Source organism: Jeotgalibaca arthritidis (assembly GCF_011100465.1).
Lineage (GTDB): Bacteria > Bacillota > Bacilli > Lactobacillales > Aerococcaceae > Jeotgalibaca > Jeotgalibaca arthritidis.
On record NZ_CP049740.1, the window covers coordinates 1,850,478 to 1,869,713 of the forward strand.

Annotated in this window: 18 protein-coding genes and 1 other annotated feature; of the genes, 17 read left to right on the forward strand and 1 reads right to left on the reverse strand. The window is 41.7% G+C overall.

Annotated elements, in window-relative coordinates; translation table 11 throughout:
- Nucleotides 1-3 precede the first annotated feature (3 nt).
- The 11 genes from G7057_RS09350 (at nucleotide 4) to G7057_RS09400 (ending at nucleotide 8,734) form a co-directional block, all read left to right on the forward strand.
- On the forward strand, nucleotides 4-864 hold the full coding sequence (locus G7057_RS09350; protein WP_166163180.1) for an ATP-binding protein: 861 nt from the start codon (nucleotides 4-6) through the stop codon (nucleotides 862-864).
- A gap of 129 nt (nucleotides 865-993) precedes the next feature.
- Nucleotides 994-1,389, forward strand: a complete 396-nt coding sequence (locus tag G7057_RS09355; RefSeq protein ID WP_166163183.1) for a sigma-70 family RNA polymerase sigma factor — start codon at nucleotides 994-996, stop codon at nucleotides 1,387-1,389.
- A 480-nt stretch (nucleotides 1,390-1,869) separates the two neighbouring features.
- Nucleotides 1,870-2,652 (forward strand): terminase small subunit, encoded by a 783-nt coding sequence (locus tag G7057_RS09360; RefSeq protein WP_166163186.1) that lies wholly within the window; start codon nucleotides 1,870-1,872, stop codon nucleotides 2,650-2,652.
- Nucleotides 2,649-2,957, forward strand: a complete 309-nt coding sequence (locus G7057_RS09365; RefSeq protein ID WP_166163189.1) for a hypothetical protein — start codon at nucleotides 2,649-2,651, stop codon at nucleotides 2,955-2,957. The genes G7057_RS09360 and G7057_RS09365 overlap by 4 nt, the downstream gene beginning before the upstream one ends.
- Nucleotides 2,944-3,261 carry a hypothetical protein gene (locus G7057_RS09370; RefSeq protein ID WP_166163192.1) on the forward strand — a complete coding sequence of 106 codons (318 nt, stop codon included), beginning with the start codon at nucleotides 2,944-2,946 and terminating at the stop codon, nucleotides 3,259-3,261. The genes G7057_RS09365 and G7057_RS09370 overlap by 14 nt, the downstream gene beginning before the upstream one ends.
- Before the next feature lie 21 nt (nucleotides 3,262-3,282).
- Entirely contained in the window at nucleotides 3,283-3,849 is a 567-nt protein-coding gene (locus G7057_RS09375; RefSeq protein WP_166163195.1) for a hypothetical protein, read from the forward strand.
- A gap of 176 nt (nucleotides 3,850-4,025) precedes the next feature.
- A complete protein-coding gene (locus tag G7057_RS09380; RefSeq protein ID WP_166163198.1) occupies nucleotides 4,026-4,325 on the forward strand; it encodes a hypothetical protein in 300 nt (99 codons plus the stop codon).
- Between the two features lies 1 nt (nucleotide 4,326).
- The gene (locus G7057_RS09385) at nucleotides 4,327-4,890 is read left to right on the forward strand and encodes a hypothetical protein (RefSeq protein WP_166163200.1); all 564 of its coding nucleotides are present in this window, start codon (nucleotides 4,327-4,329) and stop codon (nucleotides 4,888-4,890) included.
- Nucleotides 4,890-5,465, forward strand: a complete 576-nt coding sequence (locus G7057_RS09390) for a hypothetical protein (RefSeq protein ID WP_166163202.1) — start codon at nucleotides 4,890-4,892, stop codon at nucleotides 5,463-5,465. The genes G7057_RS09385 and G7057_RS09390 overlap by 1 nt, the downstream gene beginning before the upstream one ends.
- 113 nt (nucleotides 5,466-5,578) lie before the next feature.
- Complete coding sequence (locus tag G7057_RS09395) at nucleotides 5,579-8,383, forward strand: tape measure protein (protein WP_166163205.1); 2,805 nt, start codon at nucleotides 5,579-5,581, stop codon at nucleotides 8,381-8,383.
- A 192-nt stretch (nucleotides 8,384-8,575) separates the two neighbouring features.
- Nucleotides 8,576-8,734 (forward strand): hypothetical protein, encoded by a 159-nt coding sequence (locus G7057_RS09400; RefSeq protein ID WP_166163208.1) that lies wholly within the window; start codon nucleotides 8,576-8,578, stop codon nucleotides 8,732-8,734.
- Nucleotides 8,735-8,968: 234 nt separating this feature from the next.
- Here G7057_RS09400 and rpsD read toward each other — a convergent pair whose 3' ends face one another.
- Entirely contained in the window at nucleotides 8,969-9,580 is a 612-nt protein-coding gene (gene rpsD / locus G7057_RS09405) for a 30S ribosomal protein S4 (protein ID WP_166163211.1), read from the reverse strand.
- A gap of 542 nt (nucleotides 9,581-10,122) precedes the next feature.
- Between rpsD and G7057_RS09410 the strand changes: the two genes are divergently transcribed.
- The 6 genes from G7057_RS09410 (at nucleotide 10,123) to G7057_RS09435 (ending at nucleotide 19,194) form a co-directional block, all read left to right on the forward strand.
- Nucleotides 10,123-11,841, forward strand: coding sequence for a septation ring formation regulator EzrA (locus G7057_RS09410; RefSeq protein ID WP_166163214.1), 1,719 nt, complete (start codon nucleotides 10,123-10,125; stop codon nucleotides 11,839-11,841).
- A 92-nt stretch (nucleotides 11,842-11,933) separates the two neighbouring features.
- The gene (locus G7057_RS09415; protein WP_166163217.1) at nucleotides 11,934-13,073 is read left to right on the forward strand and encodes a cysteine desulfurase family protein; all 1,140 of its coding nucleotides are present in this window, start codon (nucleotides 11,934-11,936) and stop codon (nucleotides 13,071-13,073) included.
- 10 nt (nucleotides 13,074-13,083) lie between these two features.
- Complete coding sequence (gene thiI, locus G7057_RS09420; RefSeq protein WP_166164201.1) at nucleotides 13,084-14,301, forward strand: tRNA uracil 4-sulfurtransferase ThiI; 1,218 nt, start codon at nucleotides 13,084-13,086, stop codon at nucleotides 14,299-14,301.
- A 69-nt stretch (nucleotides 14,302-14,370) separates the two neighbouring features.
- On the forward strand, nucleotides 14,371-14,862 hold the full coding sequence (gene tpx / locus G7057_RS09425; protein WP_076766628.1) for a thiol peroxidase: 492 nt from the start codon (nucleotides 14,371-14,373) through the stop codon (nucleotides 14,860-14,862).
- A gap of 42 nt (nucleotides 14,863-14,904) precedes the next feature.
- Nucleotides 14,905-15,133: a binding site (T-box leader), on the forward strand.
- Between the two features lie 46 nt (nucleotides 15,134-15,179).
- The gene (locus G7057_RS09430) at nucleotides 15,180-17,828 is read left to right on the forward strand and encodes a valine--tRNA ligase (RefSeq protein ID WP_166164203.1); all 2,649 of its coding nucleotides are present in this window, start codon (nucleotides 15,180-15,182) and stop codon (nucleotides 17,826-17,828) included.
- 64 nt (nucleotides 17,829-17,892) lie between these two features.
- Complete coding sequence (locus tag G7057_RS09435) at nucleotides 17,893-19,194, forward strand: bifunctional folylpolyglutamate synthase/dihydrofolate synthase (RefSeq protein ID WP_166163220.1); 1,302 nt, start codon at nucleotides 17,893-17,895, stop codon at nucleotides 19,192-19,194.
- Nucleotides 19,195-19,236: the final 42 nt, after the last annotated feature.

Genomic DNA, 19,236 nt, shown 5'->3' on the forward strand with positions numbered 1-19,236 from the left:
GTAATGATTAATACAAGCAAGTTAATGAGTAGCCGTTCAGCCTTTATTGATACGGCAATTAATAAAGGTGGCTTGCTGCCACTGGAAGAATACTCAACGTGTGAGAAACATATCAACGTGGAGTTATTCCAAAATCTCAAAACAAAAGAAATCATTTGTCCAGTGTGCTATTTGGAAAAACAATCCGATCAAACGGCTGCAACTGATTCCCAGGTACAAGATGGCGCATTTGGTGACAGAGCAAGAAAGTTCCGCTACTTAGCAAACCACTCATTATTTCAAAATAAAAATCTCATGAATAAAGGTTTCAAGGACTACAAGGCCACTACTAAAGAACAGAAAGAAAATCGAGATGCAGCATCTTCAACGGTTTCACGTATAGTAGGCGGCCAACCTTTGAATATCATCATTACAGGCAGCCAAGGCAGCGGGAAAACTCATTTGGCCACAGCCATCGGGAATAACGTGAACGCCATGAGCAACCGTGATGATATTCAAAAGACCGTTCTCTATTACAGCTTCAGTAGGTTGTTAAATGTAATCCGTGATAGCTACAGTAACCCAACGTTTAAGGGTGAAAAATATTATCTTGAACTCGCTGAAAAAGCTGACTTACTTATCTTAGATGATATAGGCGTAGAAATGGGTGGGACAGCAACAGGGAAGAAGTCCGAATTTAGTAACAAGATTCTATTCAGCTTGCTTGATACCAGAGAGGACAAAGCGACTATCATCACAAGTAATCTAAATTTAGAATCGCTTGAGAAGCAATATGATCCCCGTATCATCAGCCGTTTGAAAGCGAACATGGTGCCGATAACCTTCACTGAAACGGCTGATTACCGTGAAAAAATGATGATTTAAGAGGATGTGGCAGAGGGTGGCTGACAATAGGGTTCCCCAAAATTGAGGAGGCCCCAATTAAGGACTGTCCAATTTTGGACAGTCCTAATCAGCCGAAAACTAAGCCGATTAAAAAGAGGTGAAGCGAACTTGTTTGAATGGTTGACTGAATATAGAAAGCTTGAAGAACGTATATCCTTCATTGAGTGGAATCTCAATAAAACTAAGTTAGAGCTGATTCGCTGGGAAGAAGGGGACTTAATGAATATTAAGTTAACCAATGAATCAAGAGGGGCAAATGTTGAAAATGAAATTAAGCGATTGGAAGAAGAACTAGAGGAAACTGAAAGATTGAAAGAATCCTTATTAAACTTAATAGATACCTTTGAAGGGTTAGATAACATAATAATTAAAAAGAAATATATTGAAGGCCTTTCTTTAGAAGATATTGCAGAAGTTGTCGGATATAGCACTTCTTACGTCCGTAAACGTTATACCGAAATTAGAAAGACTTTAAAAATTATTGACCAATACACGGAAAAATAGAAAGTTGCATCTTCACTAAATAGAGAGTTAGATTAATGGCTATTTTTTAGCAGATGATTTCAAACATTTATTAAGTCAGATCCGTTATCTTGATGCTTTAACAGAATGGTTAGAAATAGATTTTGATGCTAAAGCAGTGGCCCGTGAAACTATTAAAGAATATGATGAGCTATTTTCAGCCATCGATTATGAGAATAAGGAACTTTGAGGAAAGGATGAGCCTAATAGTTGCTGAAACGGAAAAACAAATAAAGGTGCAGGAAGCAGCAGATATAAATAACCTTGGAGATGATCCGAGCGCACACTTTGAGATGATGATGCAATTCCTGGAGATATAGCCGGCACTTTCGGCAGCCTAAAAAAGCATACTCACATTTCTCAGAGTGCAATAAGCCTTAAATTAGATCACGTATGCAACACGCAATAGGAGGGAGACAATGGCTCTCCCTCATTTTATTAAAGAACAGAGGTGAAAAGTTATTGATTGAATGGGATCCAATACGTAAGGAATATGAGGAGACAGGCATTAACATGACAGACCTGGCCAACAAGTACGGCATCAAGCCCGCTACACTCCGAAAAAGAAAGTCACGTGACAGCTGGGAAAAAGTCACACAGGACGTGACTAAGAAAGTGACGCGTGACCTGCAGCGGGAGACGAAGGAGGTTCTCAGTGAGTCCGATCTCTCAGACATAGAAGAAAGGTTCTGTCTTGAGTATATGGTGGACTTTAACAAAACCCAGGCATACATGCGGGCACGACCTGGAACAGCTTATAACTCAGCAGCTACCAGCGCACAGCGGTTGTTCCAAAAAGATAAAGTCCAGGAACGCCTGGCCGAACTACGAGACGCAAAGGCTAACGAGCTCTTTTTGACAGCTTTGGACCTGGACGCGCAACTCCTGAAGCAGGCTATGGCCGATATGAGGCAGTTTGCTGAATGGGGTACTGAAGAAATAACGTCCGAGGAGTATACCGCCGAGGGTCTAAAGATTGAACACAAGAAAATAAAGCCGTTCCTGCGCTTCAAGAATTCGGAGCAGGTAGATGGCCAACTCATCCAAGAGGTGAGCCTGGGCCGTGACGGCTTACGCGTGAAGCTTCCTGACAAGCAGCGTGCCATCGCCGAGCTACTGAAACGCTTTGAGTTTGGGGATGACTATGATGCACACCAACAGATGGAAGATGATGGCTTCATTAAAGCTTTGGGGTTAACGGCCGCAGAATTGTGGCCAGAAGAAGAAGAGGAGGATAATACTTGAAGAAATCAACAGAGATAGACGACATCAAAGAAAGCCTAGTTTTTGCGCTGGAAGAACTGGGGGGCTTGGCCGGATCCATGCAGTTGGCCACGATTGCAACCAACGCAATGAATCGAATGGCAGAAAATTCAGGGGCGGAAACCGCTACTAACCTGCAGCGTGCTGCGAAGATTGGACTGCCTGAAATCATGGACGTCCAGCGGAATTGCTACCGACGCATTAAAATTGTGGAGGATCTCCTGCAGTCTGAAGTCGTGAACTTGATCCGTTTGACGAAGGAGGCAGCCGACGATGAAAGAGTCTAGTTTCGGAGCAGTACGCCCCGTTGTGGCCGTTATCTTGAAAGAGTACCCAGAGATGGTCTTGCGCCCAGGAGCAAGCGGCGTGCGTGCCTTGATTGCAACCTATGAAGATGAAGACTGTAGAAAGCTTCAGTCTGTGACTGTCTCGATGCTGAAAGGGAAAAGCTTTACTGTTCCTGCCAGCGATATTGACCATATAAATATGGGAACGAGCAGAGCCCACCGATCCGATGACGAGAATTGGCAAGAGTTAGAAGACGCTGCTTTCCATTACCGAAACACCATAGCAGATATCTTTGAATTTTAACCGCTGGGAGGAAAAGGATGCATGAGTTATGAAGTGACGGAGGAGGACCTGGCCACTATCAGAAGGGCAGTAGCGGAGTTAGTGGCCGAAGATTATGACCCGCCTGCTGATATCAGAAAAGATGAAGAGGAAAATCAAGATAAGTTTTTCCGCAATACGAAACTCCTGCTAAAGAATTATAGAAAGATGAAAGAGGATGCGAAGCATGTCCCACTAATTGAGGATCAATTACTATTTGATATTGAAACAGAGATTTTCGGAGGCAACGAAGACATTGAAATCATCCTGCAATCAAAAAGGAAAAGTGCGGCCATGCTGCAGTACGTGGATGCATCCATTGCTGCCTATAAAAAGATATGTACATCTTATGCGTATCAGTGGGATGGTACGTTCAGCAACAACCCACAACTTGAGGACAGTTTTAGAGTAATGAAGTGGTTCTACCTAGATTATTACTCAACCTACAAGCCGCGCATAACTGAGAATCCTTTCGGAATTAACCGCTCTAATTTTTATAGACAGCTGGACAAAGCCACGAAGGACCTTTCAGTTATCTTGTTCGGAATGGACTCAGAAGTATTTGATTAAGAAGAAAAGAGGTGATCGGATGCGGTACCTGCAGTATACAGTTACTTTTATCGCTGCTTTGTTACTCATTGCATCCATCCTGGCCATCTTTGCCCTGGTAGCCGGTGTATTGATTTATGGGGCGATGGTTGTCTGGCATTTTATAGAAATGGGCGTCTAGCCTGGGAGGTGAAACAATGAAAAAGAAAGCCATCATCAAAGCATATAAACGACAGAAAAAAGAGAAAAAAGCAGCAATTATCAAGAAAGTGAAGAACCCTAAAACCTTTCAAGACGATTTCGTCAGCCGCATCGCCGTATGGATGCACGAGAAGAATCCGGAAGCTCCGGAAACCGTCAAGCTTCAACGTGAACCGCTGCAAGATATATTTGAGGAAATCTTCCTGGAGAATATGAAGCGCAACTTAACAGAAGACGAGTGGCGCATCGCGAACAAAATAATAGATGACACAATAAAAAAAGTGGAGAGTGATTAATATGGAAATCGGTACAGAATTATTACAAGCGCTGCATACAACGTTTGACGCGCTACAAGCTGACATCACACAAACAGAAGAAGCGCTAGACATCGCCAACGCAGAACTCACTGCAATGGCAGACAGCAGCACCCTGGAAGAACTACAGGCACGCAATGAAATAGCTCAAAAAGTTTTATTGCTGCAGGAGGCTCTGAGACAAGCACAGGAGAAACATGACCGCATCCATAAAGAAAACGGTCCGTTGGTATTGGAGGACGCAACCCGCATCATTCGCGAGTACCGCACAGCTATCAAAGACAAGCATGTAGATGATTATGCACTGATCAGACAGAAAGAGGCAGAGATAGCAATCATTAAGGATACAATCAACCAAAGTGAACGCGCTGAAAAAGCCAACATGCATGAGTTCATTGCTGAGATCCGTCAATACCTGCCAACGAACCTTTATAACCCGGATGGATCCCGTAAAATCTTTGATACCCCGGAATCTTTTTTACATACGTACGTAGAAAAGGGCAGTAATCAAACCGCACTACTATTTAACCAAGGAGGACAAAGCTAATGACTAAATATGCAACGGAATTAATGGAAACCGCAAAAAAAGCAAAAGCAACGATCGAGGCACTGCAGGCGCAGAAGCATGAGGCTGACTCAGCTCATTTTAATAAGCGAATAACAGACGAGGTTCATTATGAGACCAACGCCAATATAAGCAAGGCTATAACTGAAGTCAAAACTGCATTTTATAACGAGATGCGTGCGCAGCGAGATAGTTATCAAGCTGCAGCCAATAAATGGGATACGCTTGACGCTGCCAAGTTAACGGATGATGTCAATCTTTTGAACAGCCCTATCAAACTAGGGGAAGCCGATTATACGAAACTCCTAGAGAAATATAAGGACAATCGGACCATGTTGCGCGCCATCACTGACTCAGCCAATGCCAATAAAGTAGAGTTTACCGTACCAAACGGCGGCGTCTTAGTATCTGCAGAGGCGAAGCTTGCAGCGTTTGACGACTTCAGCCAAAGCGTAACGCGAGGCATTGAGGATTTAAGCAGTGGCGCCAGTATGACTTTTGCGGTGATGGAGTCTATGACAGACGTTTCCAGTGTTGATGTTGCTTTAGACGTTTGATAACAAAATACCCGCTAGCTTTACGGCCGGCGGGTTTATCTTCTTTGGTAGGAGGATAGAGGTACACCAAAACGGAACCCATTAAACAAACAGAAAAAGAAAGAGGTGATTAAGTGGCAACACTAGAACAATCATTACAACTAACAGATAAATTTTCCGAACCACTGGAGCGGATCAACAGGATGGCGCAGGATACGCTTAAAACGTTCATTGCTTTGGACAAAGCCATGAGCGGCGGGTATGACCTGCGCATGAGTGCAGAAACGTCCGAGGTGGAAGATGCGCTCCTTGCATCCAACCGTCTTGCCGATGCAGTGGATAATGACTACAACCTCATTATTAACGCACAGGACGCATCTTTAAGGGATGCCATGCAAGAGGCCGAGAAGCTCCGAAGCTTTATGATGCAAGACATGGAAACGGCTGTAGCTGTTGATCATAGCGACATCACGCAGGCAACGCAGCAACTAAACACGCTGGAGATTGAGCTGGCCGGAACACGCAGCACCATGAGTCAGCTTGCAAGTATTGACCCGTTGGCTGGTATGACTGCCTCCCTGGGACAAGCGCAAGCGGTAAACAACCAACTGAACAGTACCAACGTTATTTATAGCCGTTTGGCCGCCGGTGTGGACGTGGTGAGCGCTAAGATGATGCGCCTGCCATTCCTATCGGACAAGCTAAAAGCCAGCCTGGGCGCTAACGTGACCGTTTGGACGGAGATGTATTTGAGACAGTCCCGCGTGGTCCAGATGCTGGAGAAAATGCGGGCATCCATGCAGCGCGCTTCAACATCACAAAACAAACTTGTTTCGACAACAATGCGCTTTGTTTCCATCCTTGGCAGGGTGAACGCGCCCGTGACAAAATTTATAAGCCTTGTCACAAAAGGCGGGGGAGCGATACTCCGAAATTTGAACAATCAGAACCGTTTCAAGGGCTCCATAGACCGGACAACGGCCTCCCAGGAGAAGCTAAACAGTATCAGCAGGCTCATGAACTTTGGGGTGGCCATTGCAGCGCTCCAGCGTATCAGTAGCATGATGACCGGCTTAATCAGTAAAGCAGACACGTTTATCAATACGATGGCCCGGCTCAACATGATCAATGACGGCATGCGAACCACAGCGCAATTATCAGACCAGATACTCGCTGCCGCCATTCGTTCCCGTTCTGCCTATGCCGATACGGCCAACTTTGTGGCCAGGCTGGGGATCAATGCGGGGGATGCGTTCTCCAATAACGATGAGTTGATCGCTTTCGCTGAGACACTGAACAAGGCCTACAAGATCGGCGGGGCCAGCGTTGAGGAACAAGCCAGCTCTATGCTGCAGTTAACGCAGGCTTTGGCCGCTGGGGCTTTGAGAGGCGAGGAGCTCAACTCCGTCATGGAAGGGGCGCCGCTTGTCATTCAAGCCATCCAGGACGAACTGGGCATCACGCGCGCAGAACTCCGGGAACTGGCCTCTGAAGGAGCCATCTCCTCCGACATCATTAAGAGAGCCATGTTTAACGCTGCAGACGAGATTAATGCGAAGTTTGCAACGATGCCACTGACGTTTGCGGACATGATGACACAAATGCAAAATACAGCCGTGTATGCTTTCCAGCCGCTCATACAGGCGTTTAATGATTTCATTAATTCGACTATGGGGCAGGAGCTCTTTGCATCCATCACAAACGGCATTTTTATCCTGGCACAAGTCGCATCCTGGGCGTTTGATGTGATTGTGGCCGGCATCCAGTGGGCCCAACAGAACGCGAACATGCTGCAGACTGCCTTTGTTATCCTGGGCGGTGTATTGGCCGCCGTGGCCGTCATCGCTTTAGGGATATGGCTTTATGCGCACGCCGGGGCAGTCCTGTTCATTGGAGCAATTGCTCTAGTGGCCTGGGCGCTCAATCAGATGGGCTTTTCAGCTATCGAGGTAGCGGGCTGGATCGTGGGCGGCTTTATGTGGGTCGGAACGGTGCTTTATAACGTCGTCGTCTTTGCGGCCGGGATCATCATCCAGCTTGGCCAGACGATCTACAACGTCTTTGCCTATGCCTGGAATGTGGTCGCTGCGTTCGTTGAGTTCTTTGCGAACGTGTGGCGAAGCCCTGTTTACAGTACGCAGATGCTCTTTTACAACTTGATCAAGAACATACTGGACTATATGGCCAACATTGCAGATAGCTCAGGCAGTGCAGCAACGGCTTTGGGTAATGCATTTGTGAACGGTGCTAACATTGCCATACGAGCCGTGAATGGTTTGATCGAACTGCTTAACAAGATACCAGGCGTTAATATCGGAACAGTGGGAGAGCTGGCCAGCTTTGGAGCTAACAACACAGTAGGCGATAGTATCCGGGGCATGAGTGAGATGTTCAACCCAGGCGAGGCTCCAGATAACTATTGGAGCGCTCCGAAGATGGAACTTGCAGCCTTTACTGGTTACGAGTTTATCGGAAACAATCTTAAGGATCCCGGGGCTTCTTTTGATACAGGTTATAACTTTGTTCAGAACCTCGGAGATATGGACTTTAACGGCTTGGGCGATTTCACGAACATGCTGGATAAGAACAACGGATTAATGGCTGGGGTTATGGATGGTTTCACGGGTTCGCCAGCAGATTACTCTGATCTTTTAGGAGCAGGAGACGATGGCGGCGCTGGTGATAAACTTGGTAAAGGCAAAGAGATCGGGGACATTGGCAAGATTAAGTCTGAGGTGTCTATCACCGAAGAGGACATCAAGCTGATGCGAGACATTGCGGAGCGCAATTTCATCATCAAGTATCAACAAGTAACACCTCAAGCGACGGTCAACCTCAACGGCTCCGGATCCACTGAAACGGACGCCAAGAAGTTGCTGCACTTGATGGAGAAGATGATTGTCGAGCAATCGTCAAATGATTTAGTACCACAAACTTAAGCTAATTGTTACGGGCATTTCAAATAGCTTTGCAGGGCCAGGGGGCTTTCCTCCTGGTCTTTTTGTCGAGCCTGGAGGTCAAACAGGGGTTCGACACGAGGTCAGACATTTTCAGGAATATCTTTCTGCGCTGCTTCATATCATAACGTGTAAGACAAATAAACAGCGTAGCGGCGCAGAAGGAGCAACAACATGATAAACGTGATTGAGATGGAGCAACTGGAACTGAAGAAGAAGCTTGAAGGTTTGACGGAGGAAGAAGAGCATGCCCTGCAGAACATTTACGGGGCGATTGATGACATGCTGGACGCTCTGGCAAGCTCAGAAGCCGGAGATATGCACCAACATTAGAAAGAAGGGTCCTGGTTACCATGCCAGGGCTTTTTCTATGCACAAAAAAAACCACTCTCAAAGTCTGAGAGAGGCAGCCTCATTGCCCTGCAGTTAGTTGATAGGTCCATTCAAAATTAAATGCCATGAAAAATGCCATTTGTGGCATTTGAATGCCATGCTATGAAATGGAAATATAAAAAAAACGCTGATATATCAACGATATACCAACGTATTCAATCATATGAAAGGTGATTAACCTAATTTGTTGTAGTATTCAACGATGTATGACTCATCAACATCAGCAGTTAACTCTTCACGTAATGGAAGACGGTTTAGAGAACCAGTTAATGCTTCTGCATCAAAAGTGATGAATTCTGGACGACCAAATAGTGCATCAACAGCAGCACGGATTGTAGTCATGTCTTTAGATTTTTCACGAACAGCGATAACTTGACCAACTTCCACTTGGTAAGAAGGGATGTCGATACGTTTACCGTTAACTGTGATATGACCGTGGTTTACTAATTGACGAGCTTGACGACGAGTTGAAGCCAATCCCATACGGTAAACAACGTTATCTAAACGACGTTCTAGAAGGATCATGAAGTTTTCACCGTGAGTTCCTTCAGTCATTTTACCAGCTCTCTTGAATAGAGTAGCAAATTGACGTTCGTTCATACCATACATATGACGTAGTTTTTGTTTTTCTTGCAATTGCAATCCATATTCAGAAAGTTTTTTACGGTTTGTTGGTCCGTGTTGTCCTGGAACGTATGGACGGCGTTCTAATTCTTTACCTGTACCTGAAAGTGAAATGCCTAGACGGCGAGATTTTTTCCAGCTTGGTCCTGTATAACGTGACATAATTTTATTCCTCCAATAATGTTTGTTTGGAGTAAAATAATTTGTTTGAAAGCGAAGCTTTACGTGCAGGTTATCCTTCAATCTTCACCTTATGCAGCCGGCAGGGTACGCAATTGAACCACTGTGGGCGATAAACTGTTGACGCGGAAGCTTTTCTTTCGCTGCATTATTTTACACGAAGACTATGTTAACACGATTAGCAGAATAATGCAAGATAATCACAATAAAGCTCATAAAAAAAGCCAGAAATAAAAAAAATGACTTCTTTCATAAAAAACGTCACAGCCTTGCTTTTTTTATAGACTAGGGGATTATAAGTTCAGCCATCAATGTCTAGCTCCCAAGTCCTGGCCTACTGAAAAAAAGATAAATTTGCCCCATTGCGCGCTTCGCTGCTCATTCAGGGTCAAATTTCCTATTTTTTCATAGGCCAAGGCGGACTTGTCCGCTTTTCTTATGAATTCTTCTATGATATACTGGTTGTTGATATCGTGGCCTCTTTTACAAAAAGGGCATCAGTTGAATAGACGGAGGATTCTTAAATGAACTTACTTTATTGGTTAGCAGGTATATTCATCATTGTCTTGATTGGATATGGCGTTGTATATTACTTAAATCGAAAACAAGCAACTCGTATAAAAGAGCTAGATGAAAAGAAATATCAAATGATGGCAATACCCGTTGCCGACAATTTGTATACATTAAAACACCTTAACTTAACAGGACAAACGAAACGAGCGTATGAAAATTGGCAAGCAACTTGGCAAACTGTAACTCGTTTCCAATTCCCTGAAATCGAAGCAACTCTTCTAAGTGCAGAGCAAAGCATTCAGCAAATGAATTTTGTTAATGCTAAAAAAGCAATTGATGATGCCGAAAAGCTGCTTGATGAAACGAATAGTAGTGTTGAGAAAATCAATAAAGCTTTGGAAGAGTTATTAGAAAGTGCACAAAAAAATCGTAAAGAACTAGAAGACGTTCAAGAACGCTACAATGTGATTCGTAAACAATTGTTAGCACATAGCTTCACTTTTGGTCCTTCTTTAGAAACATTAGAGAAAAACGTCAACTATATGGAGCTTGACTTCACCAAGTTTAATTCTCTAACAAACGAAGGCGATCATATGGAAGCTAAAGAAATTCTAGATCGTATTTCCCAAGACTTAACTTTAATGGAAGGTCTAATCAAAACAATTCCAGAATTGAATAAGACAATTAATGAAGAGTATGAAGAGCAAATTAAAGATTTACAAGAAGGGTATCAACGACTAATCAATGATAACTATGTCTTTGATAAAGTTGATATACCAGAAAAGATTAAAGATATTGAAGCAGTTATTAAAGAAGTAAAAGAATCTATTAAACTTGCTGATGTGGATGAAGCACAGAAGAAAATGGATAAAGTTGAGCGCCAGGTTGATGACACTTACGCTATCATGGAAAAAGAAATGGAAGCAAAAGAATTTATTGACCGCCATCAGACCAATTTGTCTCGCAAAATGGATCACGTTATACAAAGTAATCGTTATGTTCTTTTGGAGATTGATCGTGTGTCTCAGAACTTCTTCTTAAATCAAAATGAGCTTGCACGTTCGCAAGATTTTGAAACACAACTATTAAAAGAAAATGAAGCATTACGCCACTATGAAAAAGTGTTAGCAGAGCATGAAATAGCATATAGCTCAGCAAAAGGTTACTTTGAAAAGTTAAACCAAAAATTAAATGAAATTGATAAAGAACAATCTGATTTAGTTGCTAAACTAAGTAACTTGCGCAATCGTGAAAAAGAAGCTAAAGATGCTATCGATTTGTTTGAGATGGATATGCGTAACATGAAACGTACATTGGAAAAACAACATTTGCCTGGTCTACCTAAAGTTTACTTAGATTTATTCTTTGCTGTTTCGGATCGTATTGAAGATGTTTCAGCAAAATTAAACAGAGTTAAAATTGATGTCGATGAGATTGAATCGCTTGTTAAAATGTGTGAAGAAGATATTGAGATGCTTGAAAATCGTACACAAGATATTTTGGATAATGCCAACTTAACGGAGTATGCGATTCAATACGCAAACCGTTATCGTCATTCTAATCCAGAAGTAGAGCATGCGATTTCAGAAGCATTAAGTTTATTCCAAGAAGACTATGAGTTTGAAAAGTCTCTAGCAGTGATGACAGATATTCTCAACCGTGTTGAACCTGGTTCTGCAAAACGAGTAGAAAATAACTACTTGGAAGATAAATCACGTAAATCTTTTTAATTGAATCATGATGTAGTTTATAAAAAGCTGAGACGTAGATTTCTACCTATGTCTCAGCTTTAGCTTTGTTTTAAAAAAGGAAGAGTGAAAAAATGATATATTTTGACAATAGTGCCACTACGCAACTATATCCCCAAGCACTGGATACATTTGTAAAGGTTAGCCAACAGGTTTATGGTAACCCGTCCAGTTTGCATAAGTTAGGAACCGTTGCCGACCGTTTGCTACAACAATCTCGCCAACAAGTAGCAGATTTGCTAAAGGTATCGCCTCAAGAAATATTCTTTACTAGTGGTGGAACAGAAGGAGATAACTGGATTGTAAAAGGGACTGCTATTGAAAAGAAAGGGTTCGGTCGTCATATTATTACAACAATGATAGAACATCCCGCTGTGTCGAAATCAATGCAACAACTGGAGCAGTTGGGATTCGATGTCACTTATTTAGAAGTTGATGAACGTGGACTTATTTCAGTAGCAGATTTGAAAGACGCAATTCGAGAAGATACGATCTTAGTTTCTATTATTGCTGTTAATAACGAAGTGGGCGCTGTTCAACCGATTCAAGAAATTGGTGATGTATTAGTAGACTACCCAACCATTCATTTTCATATAGATGCGGTTCAAGCAGTTACCGAATTTGATAACTTAATTCCCCATCCAAGGGTCGATTTTTTAGTTTTGTCTGCTCATAAATTTCATGGACCTAGAGGGGTAGGTATTGTTTATAAGAAACAAGGTAGAAGACTAGCCCCCTTGTTAACAGGAGGTGGCCAAGAATCCGGCCAGCGAAGCACCACTGAAAATATAGCTGGTATTGCTGCAACAGCTAAGGCGTTGAGAATGACTTTGGAAGCAAGAGAGACCTCCAAAGAGAATGAAGGTCAGATAAAAGACCACATTCGTCAATTTTTATCATCTTATGATAATGTGCAAATCTATAGTCAAGAAGACGGAGCGGCTCACATCCTTTGTTTTGCTTTACAGGATGTAAGAGGAGAAGTCATGGTTCATGCCTTGGAAGAGGAAAACATTATTATTTCTACGACAAGTGCTTGTTCAAGTAAAAAGGGTGAATTACCTGCAACTTTAGAGGCCATGCACGTGCCTGCAAAATGGTCGAAATGTGCGGTACGTTTAAGTTTTGGTGAAGGAAATACACTAGCAGAAGCCGATCAGTTTATTCAAGTCTTTAAACAACTACACGAAAAATTCAAAGTCATTCAAAAATAGAGAGGGTCATATTATGGAAACACGTATTCAAGTTCGCTTTGGTGAACTTTCAACAAAAGGACGCAACAAAAAACGATTTATTCAAAAACTAGCTCAAAATATTCGCGGAGCAATGCCAGAATATGATCAGATTAAGGTTAAATACGATCATGATTTTATTTTTATTGATCTAAATGGCGCTGACGAAGTAGGTGTCAGAGAAAAATTAAAAGATGTCTTTGGTATCCAAAGTTTCTCACCCATCTATATTATTGAGCGTGATTTGGAACTTGCTAAATCAGTTATTATCGATCTAGTGAAAGAAATGGAGCCAAGCGGCAAGACCTTTAAAATTGCTACACGCCGTGCTGATCACAGCTATGAGCATGACACTAATTGGTTGAATGCAGAACTAGGTGCAGTTGTTCTAGACGCTATTCCTGACATTGCCGTAGAAGTTAAAAAGCCAGATATACGCGTTCGAGTTGACGTGAAAAAAGAGCACTTTTTTATTTCAACGAAGACTTACCAAGGAGCAGGCGGTTTGCCTGTTGGAACAAGTGGTCGCGGAGTAGTGATGTTATCGGGTGGGATTGACTCGCCGGTAGCAGCTTACCTAGCTTTAAAACGTGGTGTTGAAATTGAAGCTGTTCATTTCCACAGCCCACCTTATACAAGCCCACAAGCTTTACAAAAAGCGAAAGACTTAACAGCTAAAGTCACTCGTTTTGGAGGTAGCATTCAATTTATTGAAGTGCCATTTACTGAAATTCAAGAAGCAATTAAAGAACATGTTCCAGAAGGTTATCTGATGACCGTAACCCGTCGAATGATGTTACGTTTAACCGATGCTATTCGTGAGAAACGAAACGCCTTAGCTATTTTTAATGGTGAGAGTTTAGGTCAAGTGGCGTCACAAACGATGGAAAGTATGATTGCCATTAATGATGTCACTAATACACCAATTATTCGTCCTGTTGCAACTATGGACAAACAAGAGATTATTGAGATTTCTCAACAGATTGATACTTTTGATTTATCCATCCAACCGTTTGAGGATTGCTGTACGATATTTGCACCGACTGCACCCAAAACAAAACCGAGACTGGAAAAAGCCCGTTACTATGAAAGCCGTCTTGATGTAGAAGGGTTAATTGATCGTGCGATGGCGAATCTTGTCATTACACACATTAAGCCTGACTATACAACAGACGTTCAAGAGGAGCTTGATTTTTCAGATTTGTTGTAAAAAGAGAAATAGCTTCTTTTTCTAAGTGGAATTGGTATAATAGACCTATTGATAAAAGGGGGAAGTATAATGGAAATTACATTTAAAGGTACAACTGTTCAACTAGAAGGTTCTGAATTAAAAGTAGGCGACCAAGCACCTGCATTTGCTTTAGAAAATTTAGCTGGTAAACAAATCACAACGGATAGTCTAAAAGGAAAAGTAACCATTATTAGTGTTTTCCCAAAAATTAACACACGCGTTTGTGACCAACAAACACGTCGTTTTAACGAAATGGCATCGACAATTGAAGGCGTACGTTTAATTTCGATTTCAAAAAATGATAAAGATGAACTAAGCGACTGGTGTGCAGCTGAAGGCTTAGACATGGAAATGCTTGTTGATGATGGTTCATTCGGTAAAGCATTCGGTGTTTACATGCCAGAAATTGATTTATTAGCACGTAGTGTCTTTGTATTAGACGAGACAGGTCTACTTGGCTATAAGGAAATTTTACCTGAAGCAGGCGGACCAGAACCAAACTATGAAGCAGCAGTAGAAGCTGCAAAAGATTTAGTTTAAATATTGAGATTTTGATGAACTGATGATAAACTAAATAAGAATAATGATGCGTTGACTAGGGAAGAGTAAACGACTTGTCACTACTTAGAGAGAAAAGCATTTGCTGAAAGCTTTTTTAGGACATGAGTTGAAGGTAGCCCTGCGAGCAAATAGAATGATGACCCTAATTGGTTGCCATAAACTATTCGGAGATATCTCCGTTACAAAAAAAGAGAAGCAGGCTTATTCAGTCTGTAAACTTAGGTGGTACCACGATAAAATCGTCCTACATATATGATGTAGGGCGGTTTTTTTAATTTAGAAAGGAAGAGTAAATGATGACAATTGAGCAATCAATGCCAACCAAATATCAACCAACTACGGTTGAAGAAGGAAAATACAAAAATTGGGTAGAAAAGAAACTATTTAAACCAAATGGAAATAAAGAGGCAAAGCCGTATTCTATCGTTATCCCGCCTCCGAACGTAACAGGTAAATTACACTTAGGCCATGCTTGGGATGTAACCTTACAAGATATGCTTATCCGTATGAAACGGATGCAAGGCTATGATACCTTATGGTTACCAGGAATGGACCACGCTGGTATTGCTACTCAAGCTAAAGTAGAAGCGAAGCTAGCAGAAGATGGTATCTCTCGTCATGACTTAGGACGTGAAGCCTTTGTTGATAAAGTATGGGAGTGGAAAGAAGACTATGCTGGTTTCATCCGTGACCAATGGGAAAAAATGGGTATTTCAGTTGATTATGATCGTGAACGATTTACACTGGATGATGGTTTATCAGATGCTGTACGTAAAGTATTTGTGACTTTATATGAAAAAGGGCTCATTTACCGTGGCGCATACTTGATTAACTGGGATCCTAAAGCTCAAACAGCATTATCTGATATTGAAGTGATTCATAAAGATGTGAATGGTGCGTTCTACCATTTCCGTTACCCATTAACAGATGGTTCAGGTTTTGTTGAATTAGCAACAACTCGTCCTGAAACCATGCTAGGTGATACAGCAGTTGCTGTTCATCCAGAAGATGAGCGTTACGCTCACTTAATTGGAAAAACAATTACATTGCCATTAATGAACCGTGAAATTCCAATTATTGCAGATGATTACGTTGATAAAGACTTTGGAACGGGTGTTGTAAAAATTACACCTGCCCATGACCCTAATGACTTTGAAGTTGGTTTACGCCATAACTTGCCACAAATCAATGTGATGAACAAGGATGCAACTATGAATGCTGAAGCTGGAAAATACGAAGGTATGGATCGCTTCCAAGCACGTAAAGCAGTTGTTAAAGACATGGAAGCAGAAGGCTACCTTGTTAAGATTGAAGAGATGGTTCACTCTGTTGGTCACTCTGAACGGACAGATGTTGTTGTAGAACCATTAATCTCAACACAATGGTTTGTGAAAATGGCTCCATTAGCAGAAAAATCAATTCAAAATCAAAGTACAGATGAAAAAGTGACCTTCTTCCCGGAGCGATTTGAAGCGACCTTTACCCGTTGGATGGATAACATTCATGATTGGGTTATTTCTCGTCAACTATGGTGGGGACATCGTATCCCAGCTTGGTATCATAAAGAAACAGGCGAGATGTATGTTGGTATGGAAGCACCAGCAGATATCGAAAATTGGGAACAAGATACTGACGTTTTAGATACATGGTTTAGTTCAGCTCTATGGCCATTTTCAACAATGGGTTGGCCAGATGAAGAATCAGAAGACTTTAAACGTTATTTCCCAACGAGCACATTAGTAACGGGTTATGATATTATTTCTTTCTGGGTAAGTCGAATGATTTTCCAATCGCTTGAATTTACAGAAAAACGTCCATTTGAAAATGTTTTGATTCATGGTTTAATCCGTGATGAGCAAGGCCGTAAAATGAGTAAATCACTCGGTAATGGAATCGATCCTATGGAAGTGATTGACCAATACGGGGCAGATGCCTTGAGATGGTTCTTAGCGAATGGTTCGTCACCAGGACAAGATGTTCGTTTTAGCTATGAAAAAATGGATGCAGCTTGGAACTTTATCAATAAGATTTGGAACGCAAGCCGTTATGTATTGATGAATCTAGATGGCTTAACTTATGAAGAGATTGATTTGTCAGGTGAGAAGACATTAGCTGATAAATGGATTCTATCTAGTTTGAACCGTACGATTGAAAAAGTAACCGAATTGTATGAAAAGTTTGAATTTGGTGAAGCAGGCCGTATTCTTTACCACTTTATCTGGGATGAGTACTGTGACTGGTATATTGAAATGACTAAGGAAGTCTTGCAAGGTGAAGACGAAGCAGCTAAGAAAACAGCTCGTAGTATCCTCGCGTATGTTCTAGACAATATCTTACGCTTGCTACACCCAGTGATGCCTTTCGTAACAGAAGAAATCTGGCAAAATGCTCCTCACCAAGGTGAATCAATCGTTGTGGCTGATTACCCAGTTGCCGATGCTAGCTTTGTTGATATTGAGTCAGAACAAGCAATGGAAAAATTAATTGGTTTAATTCGTGGCGTTCGTAACATCCGTAACGAAATGAATACACCGATTTCTAAACAAGTTCCAATGCAAATTAATACAACAGATGCTGAAACAGAAGCTATTTTCGCACGTAACAAAGCATATATTGTCCGTTTCTGTAACCCATCTGATTTAGAAATTGGTCAAAACCTAGTAGCAGACGGTGAAACAGTCACAGCTGTTATTTCTGGTGGTGAAGTACGTATGCCATTGGCAGGACTTGTAAAACTAGAAGACGAGATTGCTCGTTTAGAAACAGAAGCTGAGAAACTACAAAAAGAAGTTGACCGTGTTGTTAAAAAATTAGCAAATGAAAAATTTGTAAGTAAAGCACCTGACGCAGTTGTCGAAGGTGAACGTGCAAAAGAAAAAGACTATCGTGAGAAATTAACGATTGTCGAGGAACGTATCGCAACATTGAAAAAACAAATCGGTTAACCGATGATATATAATTTTAAGCGGCTGAAGTAATTTAGCCGCTTTTATGTAAGGTGATGATAAGATGTTTAAGACATATGAAGAAGCATTAGCATGGATTCATACAAGACGAGGCATGGGACCAAAACCTGGTATTCGTCGTATGGAATGGATGATGGAAAAATTGAATCATCCCCAACAAAAATTTAAATCCATTCATATCGCTGGAACGAATGGTAAAGGCTCTACGGTTGCTTATTTAACCGCATTATTTCAAGCTCATGACTATAGTGTAGGCAGTTTTACATCACCTCATATTATGAAGTTTAATGAGCGTATTAGTGTGAATGGTCAACCGATAGCAGATGAAGACATTTTGGCTTTAGCTAATCGCATCCAACCCCTATATGATGAGATAGCTCAAACGGAACTAGGTGGTCTAACAGAATTTGAAGTCATTACATCCATGATGTTTCTTTATTTTTCTGAAGTTCAACCGGATGTTGTCTTACTTGAAGTAGGATTAGGTGGTTTGTTTGATAGTACAAATGTTGTTACACCAAACCTATCGCTAATAACAACGATTGGCTTAGATCATATTAAAATTCTCGGCAATACCATTGAAGCTATTGCGTTTCAAAAGGCAGGGATTATTAAAAAAGGTGTTCCGGTTGTTTTGGGTAATATTGGACCAGCAGCTAAGAGCGTGTTACTAGATATTGCAAACCAACAACACTCAGAAGTTGCAGAATATCACGTTGATTTTCATGCACAAAGCAAACCATCTGTAGATGTCTTCCACGAACGGTTTGATTATCAAACAGATGATTGCCTTATAGAAGATATTACGATTTCCTTGATGGGGCAGCACCAGGTTGATAATGCTACAACTGCCTTGCATGCTTTTCGAGTGTTTTGTCGTCAAAATGAGTTTACTTATGATAAAGAATCAATTAAGCTTGGGTTTGAACGTGCCTTTTGGCCAGTACGGATGGAAGTTGTTTCCCATTCACCATTAACGATTCTAGATGGCGCTCACAATGAGCCGGCGATGGAAGCTTTAGTCAATGCTTTAGAAACACATTTCCCTAACCGTCGTCTACACATTCTCTATGCATCACTAACGACCAAAGAGCTCGATAAAATTGGTGAGTGGTTGAATAAACTCCCACAGGCATCGATTCATTTAACAACCTTTGATTTTGATCAAGTGGCGTCAATTGAAGAGCTGAAGAAAGGGTTAGGAATTGAAGCTGTCGGTGAGCATGAGAATTGGCAGGAAGCCATTCAAACCATAAGCAAAGCTGTTGATGAGCAGGATATTTTCCTCATTACCGGTTCTTTATACTTTTTATCAGAAGTGAGACATTTCTTACTAGAAAAATAATGATAATTCCACCATTTGCGTATCTATTAGTAGAGACGTTAA